The following is a 17,430-nucleotide window of genomic DNA, read 5'->3' on the forward strand; positions in this document are numbered from 1 at the left end:
ATGGAGGACATGCCTTCCGCACTTCCCGACGGCGAGCCCGTGCCCGACGACGGGGCGCTGCCCGCGTCCGCCCTCGTCGGCGCCCAGGACCGGCCCCTCGGGTTCTACCTGCACGTCCCGTACTGCGCCACGCGCTGCGGCTACTGCGACTTCAACACGTACACGGCGACGGAGCTGCGCGGCACCGGCGGCGTCCTCGCCTCCCGCGACAACTACGCGGAGACCCTGGTCGAGGAGGTCCGCCTGGCCCGCAAGGTGCTCGGCGACGACCCCCGCCCGGTCCGCACGGTCTTCGTCGGCGGCGGCACGCCGACGCTGCTGGCCGCAGACGACCTCGTACGGATGCTGGACGCGATCCGCGAGGAGTTCGGGCTCGCGCCGGACGCCGAGGTCACCACCGAGGCGAACCCCGAGTCGGTGGACCCGGAGTACCTCGCGGTCCTGCGGGCCGGCGGCTTCAACCGCATCTCCTTCGGCATGCAGAGCGCGCGGCAGCACGTCCTGAAGGTGCTCGACCGCACGCACACGCCGGGCCGCCCCGAGGCATGCGTCGCCGAGGCCCGCGCCGCCGGCTTCGAGCACGTCAACCTCGACCTGATCTACGGCACGCCGGGGGAGACCGACGACGACTGGCGCGCCTCCCTCGACGCCGCGCTCGGCGCCGGGCCCGACCACGTCTCGGCGTACGCCCTGATCGTGGAGGAGGGCACGCAGCTCGCCCGCCGCATCCGGCGCGGCGAGGTGCCGATGACGGACGACGACGCGCACGCCGACCGCTACCTCATCGCGGACGAGGTCATGGCGGCGGCCGGGTTCGAGTGGTACGAGGTCTCCAACTGGGCCACCTCCGAGGCGGCCCGCTGCCTGCACAACGAGTTCTACTGGCGCGGCGCCGACTGGTGGGGCGCGGGCCCCGGCGCGCACAGCCACGTCGGCGGGGTGCGCTGGTGGAACGTCAAGCATCCGGGCGCGTACGCGGCGGCCCTGGCGGCCGGGCGCTCGCCCGGTGCCGGGCGCGAACTGCTGACCGACGAGGACCGCAGGGTGGAGCGGATCCTGCTGGAGCTGCGGCTGCGCGAGGGCGCGCCCCTGGACCTGCTGAGGCCGGACGGACTCGCGGCCGCACGCCGCGCCCTGGCCGACGGCCTGCTCGCACCGGGCCCGTTCGACGGCGGCCGCGCGGTCCTCACCCTGCGGGGCCGGCTGCTGGCGGACGCGGTGGTCAGGGACCTGGTGGACTGAGGGGCCCCGGCGGTCCGGGCGTCCGGGCGGCCCAGGTGGCCCGGGCGATCCGAGTGGCCCGGGCGGACCGTCCGGACCGGGGACGCGGGACCGGGGACGCGGGACCGGGGGTGCCGGACCGGGAGTGCCAGCCGGAAGTGCCGGACCGGGAGTGCCGGGCCGGAAGTGCCGGACCGGGGGTGCCGGACTGGAAGTGCCGGGCCGAGAACACCGGGCGGGACGTGCCCCGGCCCGCCCGCACACCCTGCCCCTCCGCTTCTGCTTGCTACCGCTCCTCCGGTGCGGTGACGAAGTCGATCAGTTCCTCGACCCGGCCCAGGAGGGCGGGCTCCAGGTCCTTGTACGACCGCACCCGCGACAGGATGTGCTGCCAGGCGGCACCGGTGTTCTCCGGCCATCCCAGCGCCCGGCACACGCCCGTCTTCCAGTCCTGTCCGCGCGGCACGCGGGGCCAGGACGGGATGCCGAGCGACGACGGCTTCACCGCCTCCCACACGTCGATGTACGGATGGCCCACCACCAGCGCGTACTCGCTCGTCACCGCCTCCGCGACACGGGACTCCTTCGAGCCGGGGACCAGGTGGTCGACCAGGACGCCGAGGCGGGCGTCGGGGCCGGGGGCGAACTCCTCGACGATCGCCGGCAGGTCGTCGACGCCCTCCAGGTACTCGACGACCACGCCCTCGATGCGCAGGTCGTCGCCCCAGACCTTCTCGACCAGCTCGGCGTCGTGGCGGCCCTCCACGTAGATGCGGCCCGCGCGGGCCACCCGGGCGCGCGCGCCGGGCACGGCCACCGAGCCGGACGCGGTGCGCGCGGGGCGGGCGGGCCCGGCGGACGGGCGCACCAGCGTCACCACCTCACCCTCCAGGAGGAAGCCCCGCGGCTGCAGCGGGAACACCCGGTGCTTGCCGAAGCGGTCCTCCAGCGTCACCGTGCCCGCCTCGCAGCGGATCACCGCGCCGCAGAACCCGCTGCCCGGCTCCTCGACGACCAGCCCCGGTTCGGCGGCCACCTCGGGCACGGGCCGGGACTTCTTCCACGGCGGGGTCAGATCGGGTGAGTACATACGAGGGCGGGGACGCGAGGGGTCCCCGTTGGAGGGGTGACGGTGGGAGACGGATGGGCACATTCGAACGACGATAGGAGAAAAGGCCGCCGGGCTCCTCGGACACGCCGGGACGGGGAACGGGCGGGTCGAAAAGAGGCAGGAGGAGGCAGGGGCGGACGGGCGGCGGGCAGGAAACGGGCAGGCCGAAAAGAGTTGTCGGGCCCACGCCCCTCCGTGACGCCCCGACCGCGCGACGCCCCGACCGCGCGACGCCCCGATCATGCGGCGCGCCGACCGGGCGACGCGCCGACCACGCGACGCGCCGACCACGCGACGCGCCGATCATGCGGCGCGCCGATCGGGCGACACGCCCGGATGCCCGTCCCCGGGCACGGCCACTCGTCCGCCCCGGACCCGGCCCTCGGCCGTTCCGGGCCCGGCCCCGTCCCGGCCCCCGGCCTGCCGTCCGTCCGCTCCGGACCTGTCCCCGCTCGCTCCGGACGCGGCCCCGCCCGCCCCGGCCCCGCCCCGGCCCCGGTCTCCCGCCGTCCGGCCGTGCCCCGCGCGGCTGCCCGTCCGGGCTCGGCCGTGCCCGAGCGGACGGCCGCGCCCGCGCCGCTACTGGGCCCCCGCGCCCTCGAAGCGCCGTGCCAGTTCGTCGCGCTGGGCGCGGACGTACGCGGCGTCCACGGCGGCGCCGTGGCCGGGCACGTACAGGGCGTCCTCGCCGCCGAGTGCGAGCAGCCGGTCCAGGGCCGCGGGCCAGCGGGACGGCACGGCGTCGGGTCCCGCCTGCGGCTCGCCCGACTCCTCGACCAGGTCGCCGCAGAAGACGACCTCCGGCGCGGACGGGACGAGGACCGCCAGGTCGTGGGCGGTGTGCCCGGGGCCGACGTTGGCCAGCAGGACCTGGACGCCGCCGAGGTCGAGCGTCCACTCGCCGCAGACCGGGTGCCGCGGGCGGACCAGCGCGTCGGCGGCCTCGGCCGCCTCCCGGGGGTCGGCGCCGTTGCGGACGGCGTCCGCGCACAGCTCCTCGCGTCCGTGCGCGAGGACCTGGTCGACGCCCACCGCGCCGAAGACCTCGGCCCCGGCGAAGGCGGCGGCGCCGAAGACGTGGTCGAAGTGCGGGTGCGTGAGGGCCAGGTGCGTGGGCCTGCGGCCGCCGAGCAGCCGTTCGGCCTGCGTACGCAGCTCCGCGCCCTCCCGCAGGCTCGACCCCGCGTCGACCATCAGCACCGCGTCCTCGCCGACCACCAGCCCGGCCGTGCAGTCCCAGACCGGCAGCCGCCGCCGCCCGACCCCGGGCGCCAGCCGCTCCCACGCCATGCCGTCCCACGCCACCGTCATGGCACGACGCTAAGCCCCGGCGCGTCCCCCGGCGGCACGTGCCCCGCGGCGCGCCGCGCGACGCCCGCGCGGTCCGGCACCGCCCGCCCGCGGCCGGGCCCGGTGGCGCCGGTGTGACGAGGGCCCGGACATCGCCGCAGGCCCACCCTTGCCGGGCCCGTACCCACCGGCCGTACACTTGACCGGGGATGCTGGCACTCCCCTGCGGTGAGTGCCAGGTCAGAGAGCACGGAAGAGGCCAGCTGGAGGTGTGCGCGGTGCTCAGTGAACGCAGACTCGAAGTACTGCGCGCCATCGTCCAGGACTACGTGGGCACGGAGGAGCCGGTCGGCTCCAAGGCGCTCACGGAGCGGCACAACCTCGGCGTCTCGCCGGCGACCGTGCGCAACGACATGGCGGCGCTGGAGGACGAGGGCTACATCGCCCAGCCGCACACCAGCGCCGGGCGCATCCCCACCGACAAGGGCTACCGGCTCTTCGTCGACAAGCTGGCCGGCGTGAAGCCGATGACGGCACCCGAGCGCCGGGCCATCCAGAACTTCCTCGACGGCGCCGTCGACCTCGACGACGTCGTGGGCCGCACGGTGCGGCTGCTCGCGCAGCTGACCCGGCAGGTCGCCGTCGTGCAGTACCCGTCGCTGACCCGGTCCACCGTCCGGCACGTGGAGCTGCTGTCGCTCGCCCCCGCGCGTGTGATGCTCGTGCTCATCACGGACACCGGGCGCGTGGAGCAGCGCATGGTGGACTGCCCGGCGCCCTTCGGGGAGGCCGCGCTGGCGGACCTGCGCGCGCGGCTCAACAGCAGGGTCGCGGGCCGCCGTTTCGCGGACGTCCCGCAGCTGGTGCAGGACCTGCCGGAGGCCTTCGAGGCGGAAGACCGCGGTACGGTCGCGACGGTGCTCTCCACGCTGCTGGAGACGCTGGTCGAGGAGACCGAGGAGCGGCTGATGATCGGCGGCACCGCCAATCTGACGCGCTTCGGGCACGACTTCCCGCTCACCATCCGGCCCGTTCTGGAGGCCCTGGAGGAGCAGGTCGTGCTCCTCAAGCTGCTGGGTGAGGCGACGGATTCGGGCATGACCGTACGGATCGGTCACGAGAACGCCCATGAGGGGCTCAGCTCCACATCGGTCGTCTCCGTCGGCTACGGTTCGGGCGGCGAGGCAGTAGCCAAACTCGGCGTGGTCGGACCGACGCGCATGGATTACCCGGGAACGATGGGAGCGGTACGAGCGGTGGCACGGTACGTCGGACAGATCCTGGCGGAGTCCTGAGTGGCCACGGACTACTACGCCGTACTCGGCGTGCGCCGCGACGCGTCCCAGGACGAGATCAAGAAGGCCTTCCGGAGGCTCGCGCGCGAGCTGCACCCGGACGTGAACCCCGATCCGAAGACGCAGGAGCGCTTCAAGGAGATCAACGCCGCGTACGAGGTGCTCTCGGACCCGCAGAAGAAGCAGGTCTACGACCTCGGCGGCGACCCGCTGTCCCAGTCGGGCGGCGGGGGCGCGGGCGGCTTCGGCGCCGGCGGCTTCGGGAACTTCTCGGACATCATGGACGCCTTCTTCGGCACGGCGTCCCAGCGCGGCCCGCGCTCGCGCACCCGGCGCGGCCAGGACGCGATGATCCGCCTGGAGGTCGAGCTCGACGAGGCGGCCTTCGGCACCACCAAGGACATCCAGGTCGACACGGCCGTCGTCTGCACCACGTGCAACGGCGAGGGCGCGGCGCCCGGCACCTCGGCGCAGACCTGCGACATGTGCCGCGGCCGCGGTGAGGTCTCCCAGGTCACCCGGTCCTTCCTGGGCCAGGTCATGACCTCCCGGCCCTGCCCGCAGTGCCAGGGCTTCGGCACGGTCGTGCCCACCCCGTGCCCCGAGTGCGCGGGCGACGGCCGGGTGCGCTCCCGCCGCACGCTCACCGTCAAGATCCCGGCGGGCGTCGACAACGGCACCCGGATCCAGCTCGCGGGCGAGGGCGAGGTCGGCCCCGGCGGCGGCCCCGCCGGCGACCTCTACGTCGAGATCCACGAGCTGCCGCACCCGACCTTCCAGCGGCGCGGCGACGACCTGCACTGCACGGTCACGATCCCGATGACGGCGGCGGCGCTCGGCACGAAGGTGCCGCTGGAGACGCTCGACGGCCTGGAGGAGGTCGACATCCGCCCGGGCACGCAGTCGGGGCAGTCGATCCCGCTGCACGGCCGCGGCGTCACCCATCTGCGCGGCGGCGGGCGCGGCGACCTCGTCGTGCACGTCGAGGTGCAGACCCCGACCAAGCTGGACCCGGAGCAGGAGCGCCTGCTGCGCGAGCTGGCCGAGCTGCGCGGCGAGGAGCGTCCGACGGGCCAGTTCCAGCCCGGCCAGCAGGGCCTCTTCTCCCGTCTGAAGGACGCCTTCAACGGGCGGTAGCCGACCCCGTGCGCCCGGGGGCCTCCCCCCCCCCCACGCCGGTGGCGCGCCCCGGGCGCGCACGGGGTGGTACACGGACCGCGCACCGGTTCCGTCGCGCCGCAACACCGGATTCGGACTTGTTCGGAGTACGTGACAACATGCCGTCATGTCATCCGCGCTGACCGATCTCTGCCCGCTTCCGATCGTGCAGGCGCCCATGGCGGGCGGCATCTCCGTCCCGCCGCTCACGGCCGCCGTGTCCGAGGCGGGCGGCCTCGGGTTCCTCGCCGGCGGCTACAAGACCGCCGACGGCATGTACCAGGAGATCAAGCAGCTGCGGAGCCTCACCGCCCGCCCGTTCGGCGTGAACCTCTTCGTGCCGCAGCCCGACACGGCCGACGCCTCGGCCGTCGACGTCTACGCCCACCAGCTCGCGGGCGAGGCCGCCTGGTACGAGACCGAGCTGGGCGACCCCGACGGCGGACGCGACGACGGCTACGAGGCCAAGCTCGCCGTCCTGCGCGACGACCCCGTCCCCGCCGTCTCCTTCCACTTCGGCTGCCCGCCGCGCGAGGTCCTGGAGTCCCTCGCCCGCCTCGGCACGCGCACCCTGGTCACCGCCACCACCGTCGAGGAGGCGCTGGCCGTGCAGTACGCCGGGGCCGACGCGGTGATCGTGCAGGGCGTGGAGGCGGGCGGCCACCGGGGCACCCACCGGGACAACCCGGAGACGGACGGCGCGGGCATCGGGCTGCTGTCCCTGGTCGCCCAGGTCCGCGAGGCCGTGCACCTGCCGATCGTCGCCGCGGGCGGGCTGATGCGCGGCAGCCAGATCGCCGCGGTGCTGGCCGCGGGCGCGTCCGCCGCGCAGCTCGGCACGGCGTTCCTCGCCACGCCCGAGTCCGGCGCCCACCCCGTGCACAAGCAGGCGCTGACCAACCCGCTCTTCGTCCGTACGGAACTCACCCGCGCGTTCTCCGGCAGACCGGCCAGAGGGCTGGTCAACCGCTTCCTGCGCGAGCACGGTCCGTACGCCCCCGCCGCCTACCCCCAGGTGCACCACCTGACCCAGCCGCTGCGCCAGGCGGCCGCCAGGGCCGGGGACGCGCAGGGCATGGCGCTGTGGGCGGGGCAGGGCCACCGCATGGCGCGGGAGCTGCCGGCCGGGCAGCTCGTGGAGGTGCTCGCGGCCGAGACCGCCTCGGCGTGCGCCGCCCTGACGCAGGAAGGAGCGGGCCGATGACCGCACCGGTGTTCGTGGTGGACGCGCTCGACGGGATCGGGCCCGAGTACGTCCTGGAGGGGCCCGAGGGGCGGCACGCGGTGTCCGTGAAGCGGCTGCGGCCGGGGGAGGACGTGGTCCTCACCGACGGGCGCGGGCACTGGGCCGAGGGCGTCGTGCGGGCCGCAGAGGGCAAGGACCGGCTCGTGGTGGCGGTGGAGGGGGTGTCCGAGGAGCCGGAGCCCGAGCCGCACATCACCGTGGTGCAGGCGCTGCCCAAGGGCGACCGGGGCGAGCTCGCCGTGGAGACCATGACGGAGACCGGCGTCGACGCGATCGTGCCGTGGACCGCCTCCCGCTGCATCACGCAGTGGAAGGGCGAGCGCGGCCAGAAGGCGCTCGGCAAGTGGCGCGCGACGGCGCGGGAGGCCGGCAAGCAGGCGCGGCGGGTGCGGTTCCCGGAGGTCGGGGACGCGATGTCGACCCGGCAGGTTGCGGCACTTCTCGCCAAAGCGGATCTGGCCGCCGTCCTGCACGAGGACCGGAACCACCCCAGCGAGCCGCTCGCCACCGCCGGACTGCCCACGACCGGGCGGATCGTGCTGGTCGTGGGCCCCGAGGGAGGCGTCTCCCCGGAGGAGCTGGAGACGTTCGCCGAGGCCGGCGCGAAGGCGTACCGGCTGGGACGCTCCGTGCTGCGCACCTCCACCGCGGGAACGGCGGCGGCCGCGCTGCTGCTGGGGCGCACCGGCCGCTGGTCCTGACCCGCACAGTGGCCGCAATGGGGCCTTCCGCCGGTCTGCGGTGGCTGGCACCCTGCCGTACATGGGGGCATTGAGGCGTGTATGGGGCCGTCGGGGCGCCCGTCGGGGGGCCGTCGCAGCCGGGGCCGCCGTGGCGGCCGTGGTCGCCCTGACCGCGTGCGAGCCGGCGGGCGACTTCAACACCTCGACCGTGGCCTACACCACCGACGAGGCCGGGACCCGGGAGCTGGAGCGGCAGGGCGTCGACGTGGCGTGGCTCAGCTGCGGCGCGTCCTACCGGGACGGCGGGAACGGCGACGGAAGCGCCGACGGCGGCAGCGGCAAGAACGACGGCGCCAGCGGTGACGGTGGCAAGAACGACGGCGGCAGCGGTGACGGCAGCCAGGACGGTGGCAAGAACGACGGCGGCAGCGGTGACGGCAGCCACGACGGTGGCAAGAACGACGGCGGCAGCGGTGACGGCAGCCAGGACGGCGGCAAGAACGACGGCGGCGGTGGTGACGGAGGTTCCACCACCGGGAACTCCGTGGTCGACGTCGACTGCCAGGGCGAGACGAAGGACGGCCGCGACATCACCCTCAAGGGCTGGGTGACGCAGGTCGTGGAGGGCGAGTGCGTCCGCGGCGACCTCGTCGCGAAGGTCGGGGACAAGGAGTGGTTCCGCCTGGACGTGATCGGCGACTGCACCCCCGACGACGAGCCGACCACCGTCCCCTCCTGGACCCCGTCCGACGACGGCCACCAGGGCGACGGCCAGGGCGACGGCGACCACCAGGGCGACGGCGGCTGGCAGCAGCCCGGCCCGGCCGTCACCGAGACCGTCACCAAGACCGTCTGGTGCCGGGAGGACCCGGGCTGCTGGCCCGACGGCAAGTGACCCCGGGGCGGACGGCGCCGCGACGGCCGCCGGCGCCGGGGCGGCCGCCGCGGCGCCCGGTGCCCGCGGCGGGCCGCCCTTCGCGCAGGTCGGGTGATCCAAACCCCTGTCCGCCGCCGTGACGGCTGCATAGGGTGGACCGGGTGACACAGTCTGCGCAGTCTGCTTATCTCCGGTTTCCGCACCTGCACGGCGAGTTGCTCGCCTTCACCGCCGAGGACGACGTCTGGGTCGCGCCGCTCGACGGCGGCCGCGCCTGGCGGGTCAGCGCCGACAACGTACCGGTGAACCACCCGCGCATCTCGCCGGACGGCACCCGCATCGCCTGGACCTCCCTGCGCGACGGCGCCCCCGAGGTCCACCTGGCCCCGGTCGACGGCGGCCCGGCCGAGCGGCTGACGTACTGGGGCGACGCCCGCACCCAGGTGCGCGGCTGGACCCCCGACGGGCAGGTGCTCGCGATCAGCGCGCAGGGCCAGGCGTCGCTGAGACGCAGCTGGGCCCGGGCCGTCCCGCTCGACGGCGGTCCCGCCACCACCCTCCCGTACGGCCCCGTGGGCGATGTCGCGTACGGCCCGGACGGGCAGGTCGTGCTGCTCTCCGCGACCATGAACCGCGAGGCCGCGTGGTGGAAGCGCTACCGCGGCGGCACCGCGGGCAAGCTGTGGATCGACCGCACGGGCGACGGCGAGTTCGTCCGCCTCCACGAGGACCTCGACGGGAACGTCGAGGCGCCGTCGTGGGCGGGGGAGCGGATCGTGTTCCTCTCCGACCACGAGGGCGTGGGGGCCGTCTACTCGTCCCTCGCGGACGGCTCCGACCTGCGCAGGCACACCCCGGTGGACGAGGGGGCGTTCTACGCCCGGCACGCCACCACCGACGGCACCCGCGTCGTGTACGCGTCCGCCGGCGAGCTGTGGCTCCTGGACGACCTGGACGGGGCGGAGCCGCGGCGGCTCGACGTCCGGCTCGGCGGGCAGCGCGTCGACCTCCAGCCGTACCCCGTACGGGCCGCGCACTGGTTCGGCTCCGCCGCGCCCGACCACACGGGCCGCGGCAGCGCCGTCTGCGTGCGCGGCGCCGTCCACTGGGTCACCCACCGCTCGGGCCCGGCCCGCGCGCTCGCCGCCGAGCAGGGCGTACGCGCCCGGCTGCCCCGAGCCTTCCGCGCGGACGGCGAGGAGCACGTGGTGTGGGTGACGGACGCGGAGGGCGACGACGCCCTGGAGTTCGCGCCCGCCACCGGCACCGCGCCCGGCGCCACGCCGCGCCGGCTCGCCGCCGGGCAGCTCGGCCGGGTGCTCGGCCTGGCGGTGGCGCCCGACGGCAGCCGCGCCGCCGTCGCCTCGCACGACGGCAGGGTCCTGCTGGTGGAGCGGGAGACCGGCGAGGTCAGAGAGGTCGACCGGAGCGAGGACGGCGACGTGTCCGGGCTGGTCTTCTCGCCCGACTCCGCCTGGCTCGCCTGGTCGCACCCCGGCCCGAGCCCGCTGCGCCGGCTCAAGCTCGCCAACACCGCCGACCTGTCGGTGACCGAGGCGACGCCGCTGAGGTTCCGCGACTACTCGCCGGCGTTCACGGCCGACGGCAAGCACCTCGCCTTCCTCTCGGCCCGCTCCTTCGACCCCGTCTACGACGAGCACGTCTTCGACCTGGTCTTCGTCGGCGGCTCCCGGCCGTACCTGATCACCCTCGCGGCGACCACGCCGTCGCCGTTCGGGCCGCAGCGCCACGGCCGCCCCTTCGACGCGCCGGACAAGGACGAGACGCCCGACAGCGAGGGCTCGCCCGCCACCCGCATCGACCTGGACGGACTCGCCGACCGCATCGTGCCCTTCCCGGTCGAGGCCGCCCGCTACTCGACGCTGCGGGCCGCCAAGGACGGGGTGCTGTGGCTGCGCCACCCGGTGCGCGGCGTGCTCGGCTCCTCCCGGGCCACCCCGGACGACCCGGACCCGCGCAGCGAGCTGGAGCGCTACGACCTCGTCCAGCGGCGCGTCGAGCACCTCGCCGTGGACGCCGACCACTACACGGTCACCGGCGACGGCAAGCGGGTGCTGCTGTGGACCGACGGCAAGCTCAAGGTCGTCCCCAGTGACCGGCGCGCCTCGAACGACGAGGAGAGCGACACCAACATCACCGTCGACCTCTCCCGTGTCCGCCGGACCGTCGACCCGGCCGCCGAGTGGCGGCAGATGTACGACGAGGCCGGCCGCCTCATGCGGGACAACTTCTGGCGCCCCGACCTCGGCGGCGTGGACTGGGACGCCGTCCTGGACCGCTACCGGCCCGTCCTCGACCGGGTCGCCACCCACGACGACCTGGTCGACCTGCTCTGGGAGGTGCAGGGCGAGCTGGGCACCTCGCACGCGTACGTCACCCCGCGCGGCGGCGGGCGCGGCGAGCGGCAGGGGCTGCTCGGCGCGGACGTCTCCCGGCACGAGGACGGCAGCTGGCGCATCGACCGGATCCTGCCCTCGGAGACCTCCGACCCGGACGCGCGGGCACCGCTGTCCGCGCCCGGTGTCGCGGTGCGCGCCGGGGACGCGATCGTCGCCGTGGGCGGGCAGCCCGTGGACCCGGTGAAGGGGCCGGGCCCGCTGCTGGTCGGCACGGCCGGCAAGCCGGTCGAGCTGACGATCCTGCCCGCGGGCGGCGGCGACCCGCGGCACGCGGTCGTCGTGCCCGTCGCCGACGAGGAGCCGCTGCGCTACCACGCGTGGGTCGCCGACCGCCGCGCCTACGTGCACGACAGGTCCGGCGGGCGCCTGGGCTACCTGCACGTGCCGGACATGGTCGGCTCCGGCTGGGCACAGCTCCACCGCGACCTGCGCGTCGAGGTCGCCCGCGACGGCCTGGTGGTGGACCTGCGGGAGAACCGCGGCGGCCACACCTCGCAGCTCGTCGTGGAGAAGCTCGCCCGGCGGATCGTCGGCTGGGACCTGCCGCGCGGGGCACGCCCGCAGAGCTACCCGGAGGACGCGCCGCGCGGCCCCGTCGTCGCCGTCGCCAACGAGTTCTCCGGCTCGGACGGCGACATCGTCAACGCGGCGATCAAGGCGCTCGGCATCGGCCCGGTCGTCGGCACCCGTACCTGGGGCGGCGTCGTCGGCATCGACAGCCGCTACCGCCTGGTCGACGGCACGCTCGTCACCCAGCCGAAGTACGCCTTCTGGCTGGACGGGTACGGCTGGGGCGTGGAGAACCACGGCGTGGACCCCGACATCGAGGTGGTCCAGGCGCCGCAGGACCACGCCGCGGGCCGCGACACCCAGCTCGACGAGGCGGTCCGCACGGCCCTGGCGTCCCTGGAGCAGAACCCGCCGAAGACGGCGCCGCGACTGCCCGGGGAGTGACCGCCCGGCGGGGTGGCGGACCGGCCGGTCCGCCACCCCGCCGGGCGGCCCGTCGCCCCGCGGGCGCCCGGGACACGGGCGCCCGGCGCGGGCCGCTAGCATGCCCGTCGTACGTCATACGTCGTGCCGACCGGTGGAGGAGCGAGCGGGATGTCAGGTGAGGCGCAGGCCGACTGCCTGTTCTGCAGGATCGTCGAGGGCAGCGTCCCGGCGACCGTCGTGCGCGAGAGCGAGACGACCCTCGCCTTCCGCGACATAAACCCCCAGGCGCCCACCCACGTGCTGGTCATCCCCAAGGCCCACCACCCGGACGCCGCCTCCCTGGCCGCCGCCGACCCGGCGCTCACCGCCGACGTGCTGCGCACCGCCGGCGAGGTCGCCGCCGACGAGAAGCTCGGCGACGGCTACCGGATCGTCCTCAACACCGGCAAGGACGCCGGGCAGACCGTCTTCCACGTGCACGCCCACGTGCTCGGCGGCCGCGGCCTGCAGTGGCCCCCGGGGTAGTCCGCCGTGTCCGTACGCGAACTGGTGGTCCTGGGCACCGCCAGCCAGGTGCCCACCCGGCACCGCAACCACAACGGCTACCTGCTGCGCTGGGACGGCGAGGGCATCCTCTTCGACCCCGGTGAGGGCACCCAGCGCCAGATGCTGCGCGCCGGGGTCGCCGCGCACGACCTGAACCGGATCTGCGTCACGCACTTCCACGGCGACCACTGCCTGGGCCTGGCCGGCGTCATCCAGCGCGTCAACCTCGACCGGGTCCCGCACGAGGTCACCGCGCACTACCCGAGGAGCGGCCAGCACTTCTACGACCGGCTGCGGTACGCGACCGCCTACCGCGAGACCGTCCCGCTCACCGAGGCGCCGGTCGACGCCGACGGCGTGCTCGCCACCGCGCCCTCGTACACGCTGGAGGCGCGCCGCCTCTCCCACCCCGTCGAGTCGTACGGCTACCGGCTCGTGGAGCCCGACGGGCGGCGGATGCTGCCCGCGCTCCTCGCCGAGCACGGTCTCAGGGGGCCCGACGTCGGCCGCATCCAGCGCGAGGGCGTCCTCGGCGGCGTCACGCTCGACCAGGTCAGCGAGGTGCGGCGCGGGCAGCGCTTCGCCTTCGTGATGGACACCCGGCTGTGCGACGGCGTGCACGCGCTCGCCGAGGGCTGCGACATGCTCGTCATCGAGTCCACCTTCCTCGACGAGGACGAGCCGCTGGCCACCGAGCACGGCCACCTCACCGCCGGGCAGGCGGCCCGCGTGGCGCGCGAGGCGGGCGTGCGGCACCTGGTGCTGACCCACTTCAGCCAGCGCTACACCGACCCCGAGGAGTTCGAGCGGCAGGCGCGGGCCGCGGGCTTCGAGGGCGAGCTGACGGTGGCGTACGACCTGCTGCGGGTGCCGGTACCGAAACGCAGGTGACCAGGCCGTACGATGCGATGATGCCCCTACCCAAAGCCGAACTGCACCTGCACATCGAAGGCACACTCGAACCGGAGCTGGCCTTCGCGCTCGCCGAGCGCAACGGCGTCGAGCTGCCGTACGCCGACGAGGACGCCCTGCGCGAGGTCTACAGCTTCTCCGACCTCCAGTCGTTCCTGGACCTGTACTACGAACTGATGGCGGTCCTGCGCACCGAGCAGGACTTCGCGGACCTCGCCGACGCCTACCTCGCGCGGGCCGCCGCGCAGGGCGTGCGGCACGCGGAGATCTTCTTCGACCCGCAGGCCCACACCTCGCGCGGCGTCGGCATCGGCACGGTGGTCGAGGGGCTCGCCCGCGCCCTGGACCGCAGCGAGGAGCGGCACGGCGTCTCCACCGGGTTGATCCTGTGCTTCCTGCGGGACGAACCGGCCGAGTCCGCCCTGGAGACACTGGAGGCGGCCCGCCCGTACCTGCACCGGATCGTCGGGGTCGGCCTGGACTCGGCCGAGGTCGGCAACCCGCCGGCGAAGTTCCGCGCGGTGTACGAGGCGGCGGCCGCGCTCGGGCTGCGCCGGGTCGCCCACGCGGGCGAGGAGGGCCCGCCGGAGTACATCGCCGAGGCGCTCGACGTGCTCGGCGTGGAGCGCGTCGACCACGGGCTGCGCTGCATGGAGGACCCCGCCCTCGTGGAGCGGCTGGTGCGCGAGCGGGTGCCGCTGACCCTGTGCCCGCTGTCGAACGTCCGGCTGCGCGCCGTCGAGGACCTGGCGCACCACCCGCTGCCCGCGATGCTGGACGCGGGCCTGCTGTGCACGGTCAACTCCGACGACCCGGCGTACTTCGGCGGCTACGCCGAGGACAACCTCCGCGCCGTCCGCGACACCCTCGGGCTGAGCCGGGAGCGGCTGCGCGAGCTGGCCCGCAACTCCTTCCTCGCGGCGTTCCTCGACCACGACGAGGAGCGCAGGGCGCGCTACCTCGCCGAGGTCGAGGCGTACGACTTCGAGCGGGAGGGATAGGGCCGGGGGGTCGCGCAGGCCGGGTCGCGCAGGCCGGACGGACCCCGCCGTCCGGGCACGGGCCTCCGGCCGGCCTGCGGGCCCCGCCCGGGCTCAGCCCTCGGCGGCCGGGCCCGGCGCGGCCGCGGTGAGCTGCGGGCCCGCCGTGCCGTACTCCCGGCGGTCGGCCGCACGGGTTTCGACCTCGATCTCCACGACCGGCTGCTCCGGCGCGCCGACCTCGGGGACCGTGCCCGTGGGCGCGCCCGCGGTGGCGGCCAGGACGGCGACGGGCGTACCGCCGCGGCGGCGCACGGCGCCGGGCAGCAGTGGCCGGCCGCCGGTGTGCAGGGCGACGGCGGCCAGCGGCAGCGCGAGGGCCAGCAGCAGCGCGGCCAGGGTCAGGCCCATCCCTGGGTAGCCCGCGGCCGCCGAGAGCAGACTGCCGGCCAGCGGGCCGCACGCCGTGCCGAGCGAGGACGCCGAGCCCGCGAGCACGGCCCAGCGGCCGCGCGGGTCCAGCGAGGCGGCGAGGCCCATCAGGTACGACAGCACGATCGGGTAGAGCGTGTTCCAGGCGATCTCGCCGCCCGCGAAGCCGGCGAGACCGTCGGCGCGGGCGCTGACGAGGACGGAGCCGGCGATCAGCGCGGTGCCCACGCCGATCGGCAGGGCCCGGCCGAGCCGCGCGCCCAGCGCGCCCGCGCCGAGCACGCCGACCAGCCCGGCGCCCAGCGCGATCGCGAACACGGCGCCGACGGTGACCTCGCTCAGGCCCGCCTGCTCGGTGCCGATGCGGCTGCTGACGCCCCACAGGGAGTTCTGCGCCATGGACCAGCAGAGCATCGCGGCGGCGAGCACCAGGCCCGGGCGGCGGTAGGGCAGCCGGCCCGCGGGGGCCGCCGTGTGCCCGGCCGCGGACGTGCCGCCGAGGCGGGCGGTGGCGGGCCACACCAGCAGGGCCGTGAGCGCGAGCGCGGCGAACGGCAGCCCGTGTCCGGGGCCGAGGTGCGGCACCGTCAGGTACAGGGCCCCGGCCAGCGCGGACACGCTGAGCAGGCCGAGCGTGGAGCCGCGGTGCGGGTCGCGCAGCGCGGCGATGCCGGTGGCGGCCACGGTGGTGGCGGTGCCGGAGCCGAGGCCGCCGAGGACGGCGCCCGCGACGACGGCGGGGACGGAGCCCGACACGGCGGCGAGGCCGTAGCCGGCGACGGCGAGCAGCAGCCCGGCGCGGGCGGTGCGCCGCACGCCGAGGCGTTCGACGCGGGAGGCCAGCAGGAAGCCGGCCGTGGCGGAGCTCAGCAGCAGCGCGCTGCCGACCGAGCCCGCCTGGGTGGCGGTGAGCGGAAGCGAGGCGTCGAGCCTGCCGACGGTGGTGGGGAGGAGGTAGGAGGCCAGGTAGCCGGCCGTGAAGACGGCGACGAGCGGCCAGGGGGCGGTGCGGGGGGAGGACACGGGCGTTCCCAGGGCATGCGGAAGGAGCGGCACAGGAAAGAGGGAGGGGAGGCTGCGGCTGTCGACGGACAGGAACGCGCGGGCAATTTGTATCAAGCACGAAGTCGTGTCACGAAGCCGGGAAGCCGTGATCTGAGACACATGTGGTTTGCGCTCGCCCCCAAGGGGTAGCAACTTTGCCCCTCTGTCGCCTCCGCATCGCCCGGACGTCACTTCGAGGGCATGCCGAAACCCCCTCCGACGTGCGGAGTCGAGGTCTCTTCGAGGGCGGCCGGGTGCCGTTCAGCGCCAGTGCGGAGCGGCCGCCGTGCCGCCGGGGGCCGCCGCCTCGATCTTCAGCCGGATCTCCCGCATCACGGCGACGATCCGCTCCTCGTGGGCCGGTGTCAGCCGGGCCGCCGGCACGGAGCAGCTGACGGCGTCCTGTGCCGGGCTGTCGTAGCGCAGCGCGAAGCCGAAGCCGACGATGCCGAGGACGCCCTCCTCGCGGTCCACGGAGTACCCGCGCTCCCGGGTCGCCGCGAGGTCGGCCAGCAGTGCCGCCCGGTCGGTGTGCGTGTGGGGCGTCAGGGCCTCGTACGGACCCTCGGGCAGCTCCGCGTCCGGCCGTTCGGCCAGCAGCGCCTTGCCGAGCGCGCCCACGTGCGCGGGCAGCCGACGGCCCACGCGGCTGATCGTGCGCAGGTACTCGTGGGACTCCCGGGTCGCGAGGTAGGCGACGTCGCGGCCGTCCAGGCGGGCCAGGTGGATGGTCTCGCCGAGCGCCTCCGAGGCCTCGTCGAGGTAGGGGCGCACGACGCGCACGCGCGGGTCGGAGTCCAGGTAGCCGGTGCCGGTCAGCAGGGCGTGGATGCCGATGCCGTACAGGGAGCCGGTGACGTCCGTGCGCACCCAGCCGCGGGCGATCAGGGTCTGCAGCAGCGCGTACATGGAGCTGCGCGGCACGTCCAGCTCGTCCGCGAGCTCCTGGAGGCGCGCGGGGCGGTCGCCGCGCGCGGCCAGCAGTTCCAGCAGGTCCACCGTGCGGGCCGCCGACTTCACCTCGCGCACGCCGGCCGTCTCCCGGTGTGCGCGCGCGGCCCCGAACCCTGTCTCCGACATGCGCCGATCGTAGTCGCGGCGGGGCCGGTCCGACCGGCCCGCGGCCGGCCTGACCGTGCGGACCCATTGACGCCACCGGTCCGCCTCTCTACTCTCCATCTTCATACGTGGATGATGTCTACATACGGAGACAGCGTGCGGGTCGCCGACGGTGCCGTGAGGGAGCCGCCGCACCGCCCGGCCCTCTCGCCGCCCGCCG

The 17,430-nt window shown here is 75.3% G+C and carries 14 protein-coding genes; 10 read left to right on the top strand and 4 right to left on the bottom strand.

Annotated features, from left to right (window positions below):
* Positions 1-9 precede the first annotated feature (9 nt).
* The gene (hemW, locus tag IE271_RS00570; protein WP_190188083.1) at positions 10-1,242 is read left to right on the top strand and encodes a radical SAM family heme chaperone HemW; all 1,233 of its coding nucleotides are present in this window, start codon (positions 10-12) and stop codon (positions 1,240-1,242) included.
* Positions 1,243-1,507: 265 nt separating this feature from the next.
* Here hemW and IE271_RS00575 read toward each other — a convergent pair whose 3' ends face one another.
* Both IE271_RS00575 and IE271_RS00580 read right to left on the bottom strand, forming a co-directional pair.
* Positions 1,508-2,374, bottom strand: a complete 867-nt coding sequence (locus tag IE271_RS00575; protein WP_373308675.1) for a DUF3097 domain-containing protein — start codon at positions 2,372-2,374, stop codon at positions 1,508-1,510.
* 537 nt (positions 2,375-2,911) lie between these two features.
* Positions 2,912-3,643 (bottom strand): MBL fold metallo-hydrolase, encoded by a 732-nt coding sequence (locus tag IE271_RS00580; protein ID WP_190188085.1) that lies wholly within the window; start codon positions 3,641-3,643, stop codon positions 2,912-2,914.
* 257 nt (positions 3,644-3,900) lie between these two features.
* Between IE271_RS00580 and hrcA the strand changes: the two genes are divergently transcribed.
* From hrcA to IE271_RS00625, 9 genes are all read left to right on the top strand, one after another.
* Positions 3,901-4,917: a heat-inducible transcriptional repressor HrcA gene (hrcA, locus tag IE271_RS00585; RefSeq protein WP_190188541.1), complete on the top strand. Its 1,017-nt coding sequence runs from the start codon at positions 3,901-3,903 to the stop codon at positions 4,915-4,917.
* The gene (dnaJ, locus tag IE271_RS00590; RefSeq protein WP_190188086.1) at positions 4,918-6,054 is read left to right on the top strand and encodes a molecular chaperone DnaJ; all 1,137 of its coding nucleotides are present in this window, start codon (positions 4,918-4,920) and stop codon (positions 6,052-6,054) included.
* A 148-nt stretch (positions 6,055-6,202) separates the two neighbouring features.
* The gene (locus IE271_RS00595) at positions 6,203-7,279 is read left to right on the top strand and encodes a nitronate monooxygenase (protein WP_190188087.1); all 1,077 of its coding nucleotides are present in this window, start codon (positions 6,203-6,205) and stop codon (positions 7,277-7,279) included.
* Positions 7,276-8,022 carry a 16S rRNA (uracil(1498)-N(3))-methyltransferase gene (locus IE271_RS00600; RefSeq protein WP_190188088.1) on the top strand — a complete coding sequence of 249 codons (747 nt, stop codon included), beginning with the start codon at positions 7,276-7,278 and terminating at the stop codon, positions 8,020-8,022. Before IE271_RS00595 ends, IE271_RS00600 begins: the two co-directional genes overlap by 4 nt.
* A 139-nt stretch (positions 8,023-8,161) precedes the next feature.
* Complete coding sequence (locus IE271_RS00605; protein ID WP_190188089.1) at positions 8,162-8,899, top strand: hypothetical protein; 738 nt, start codon at positions 8,162-8,164, stop codon at positions 8,897-8,899.
* A 143-nt stretch (positions 8,900-9,042) separates the two neighbouring features.
* Positions 9,043-12,255, top strand: a complete 3,213-nt coding sequence (locus IE271_RS00610) for a S41 family peptidase (RefSeq protein ID WP_190188090.1) — start codon at positions 9,043-9,045, stop codon at positions 12,253-12,255.
* Positions 12,256-12,405: 150 nt separating this feature from the next.
* Positions 12,406-12,762: a histidine triad nucleotide-binding protein gene (locus IE271_RS00615; protein WP_190188091.1), complete on the top strand. Its 357-nt coding sequence runs from the start codon at positions 12,406-12,408 to the stop codon at positions 12,760-12,762.
* Positions 12,763-12,768: 6 nt separating this feature from the next.
* On the top strand, positions 12,769-13,674 hold the full coding sequence (locus IE271_RS00620; RefSeq protein WP_190188092.1) for a ribonuclease Z: 906 nt from the start codon (positions 12,769-12,771) through the stop codon (positions 13,672-13,674).
* A gap of 20 nt (positions 13,675-13,694) precedes the next feature.
* Positions 13,695-14,696: an adenosine deaminase gene (locus IE271_RS00625; protein WP_190188093.1), complete on the top strand. Its 1,002-nt coding sequence runs from the start codon at positions 13,695-13,697 to the stop codon at positions 14,694-14,696.
* Between the two features lie 93 nt (positions 14,697-14,789).
* Here the strand turns inward: IE271_RS00625 and IE271_RS00630 are convergent, their stop codons facing one another.
* Together IE271_RS00630 and IE271_RS00635 are read right to left on the bottom strand one after the other, a co-directional pair.
* Complete coding sequence (locus IE271_RS00630) at positions 14,790-16,130, bottom strand: MFS transporter (protein WP_190188094.1); 1,341 nt, start codon at positions 16,128-16,130, stop codon at positions 14,790-14,792.
* Between the two features lie 282 nt (positions 16,131-16,412).
* The gene (locus tag IE271_RS00635) at positions 16,413-17,231 is read right to left on the bottom strand and encodes an IclR family transcriptional regulator (protein WP_190188095.1); all 819 of its coding nucleotides are present in this window, start codon (positions 17,229-17,231) and stop codon (positions 16,413-16,415) included.
* Positions 17,232-17,430 lie beyond the last annotated feature (199 nt).

The organism is Streptomyces minutiscleroticus (genome assembly GCF_014650875.1).
GTDB classification, from domain to species: Bacteria; Actinomycetota; Actinomycetes; order Streptomycetales; family Streptomycetaceae; genus Streptomyces; species Streptomyces minutiscleroticus.

Bases quoted from the DNA above. Each gene is read 5' to 3' on its own strand.
- IE271_RS00595 (WP_190188087.1), top strand. From the start codon at position 6,203: ATGTCATCCGCGCTGACCGATCTCTGCCCGCTTCCGATCGTGCAGGCG.
- IE271_RS00635 (WP_190188095.1), bottom strand. From the start codon at position 17,231: ATGTCGGAGACAGGGTTCGGGGCCGCGCGCGCACACCGGGAGACGGCC.
- IE271_RS00580 (WP_190188085.1), bottom strand. From the start codon at position 3,643: ATGACGGTGGCGTGGGACGGCATGGCGTGGGAGCGGCTGGCGCCCGGG.
- IE271_RS00600 (WP_190188088.1), top strand. From the start codon at position 7,276: ATGACCGCACCGGTGTTCGTGGTGGACGCGCTCGACGGGATCGGGCCC.
- IE271_RS00625 (WP_190188093.1), top strand. From the start codon at position 13,695: ATGCCCCTACCCAAAGCCGAACTGCACCTGCACATCGAAGGCACACTC.
- hemW (WP_190188083.1), top strand. From the start codon at position 10: ATGCCTTCCGCACTTCCCGACGGCGAGCCCGTGCCCGACGACGGGGCG.
- IE271_RS00615 (WP_190188091.1), top strand. From the start codon at position 12,406: ATGTCAGGTGAGGCGCAGGCCGACTGCCTGTTCTGCAGGATCGTCGAG.
- IE271_RS00575 (WP_373308675.1), bottom strand. From the start codon at position 2,374: ATGTGCCCATCCGTCTCCCACCGTCACCCCTCCAACGGGGACCCCTCG.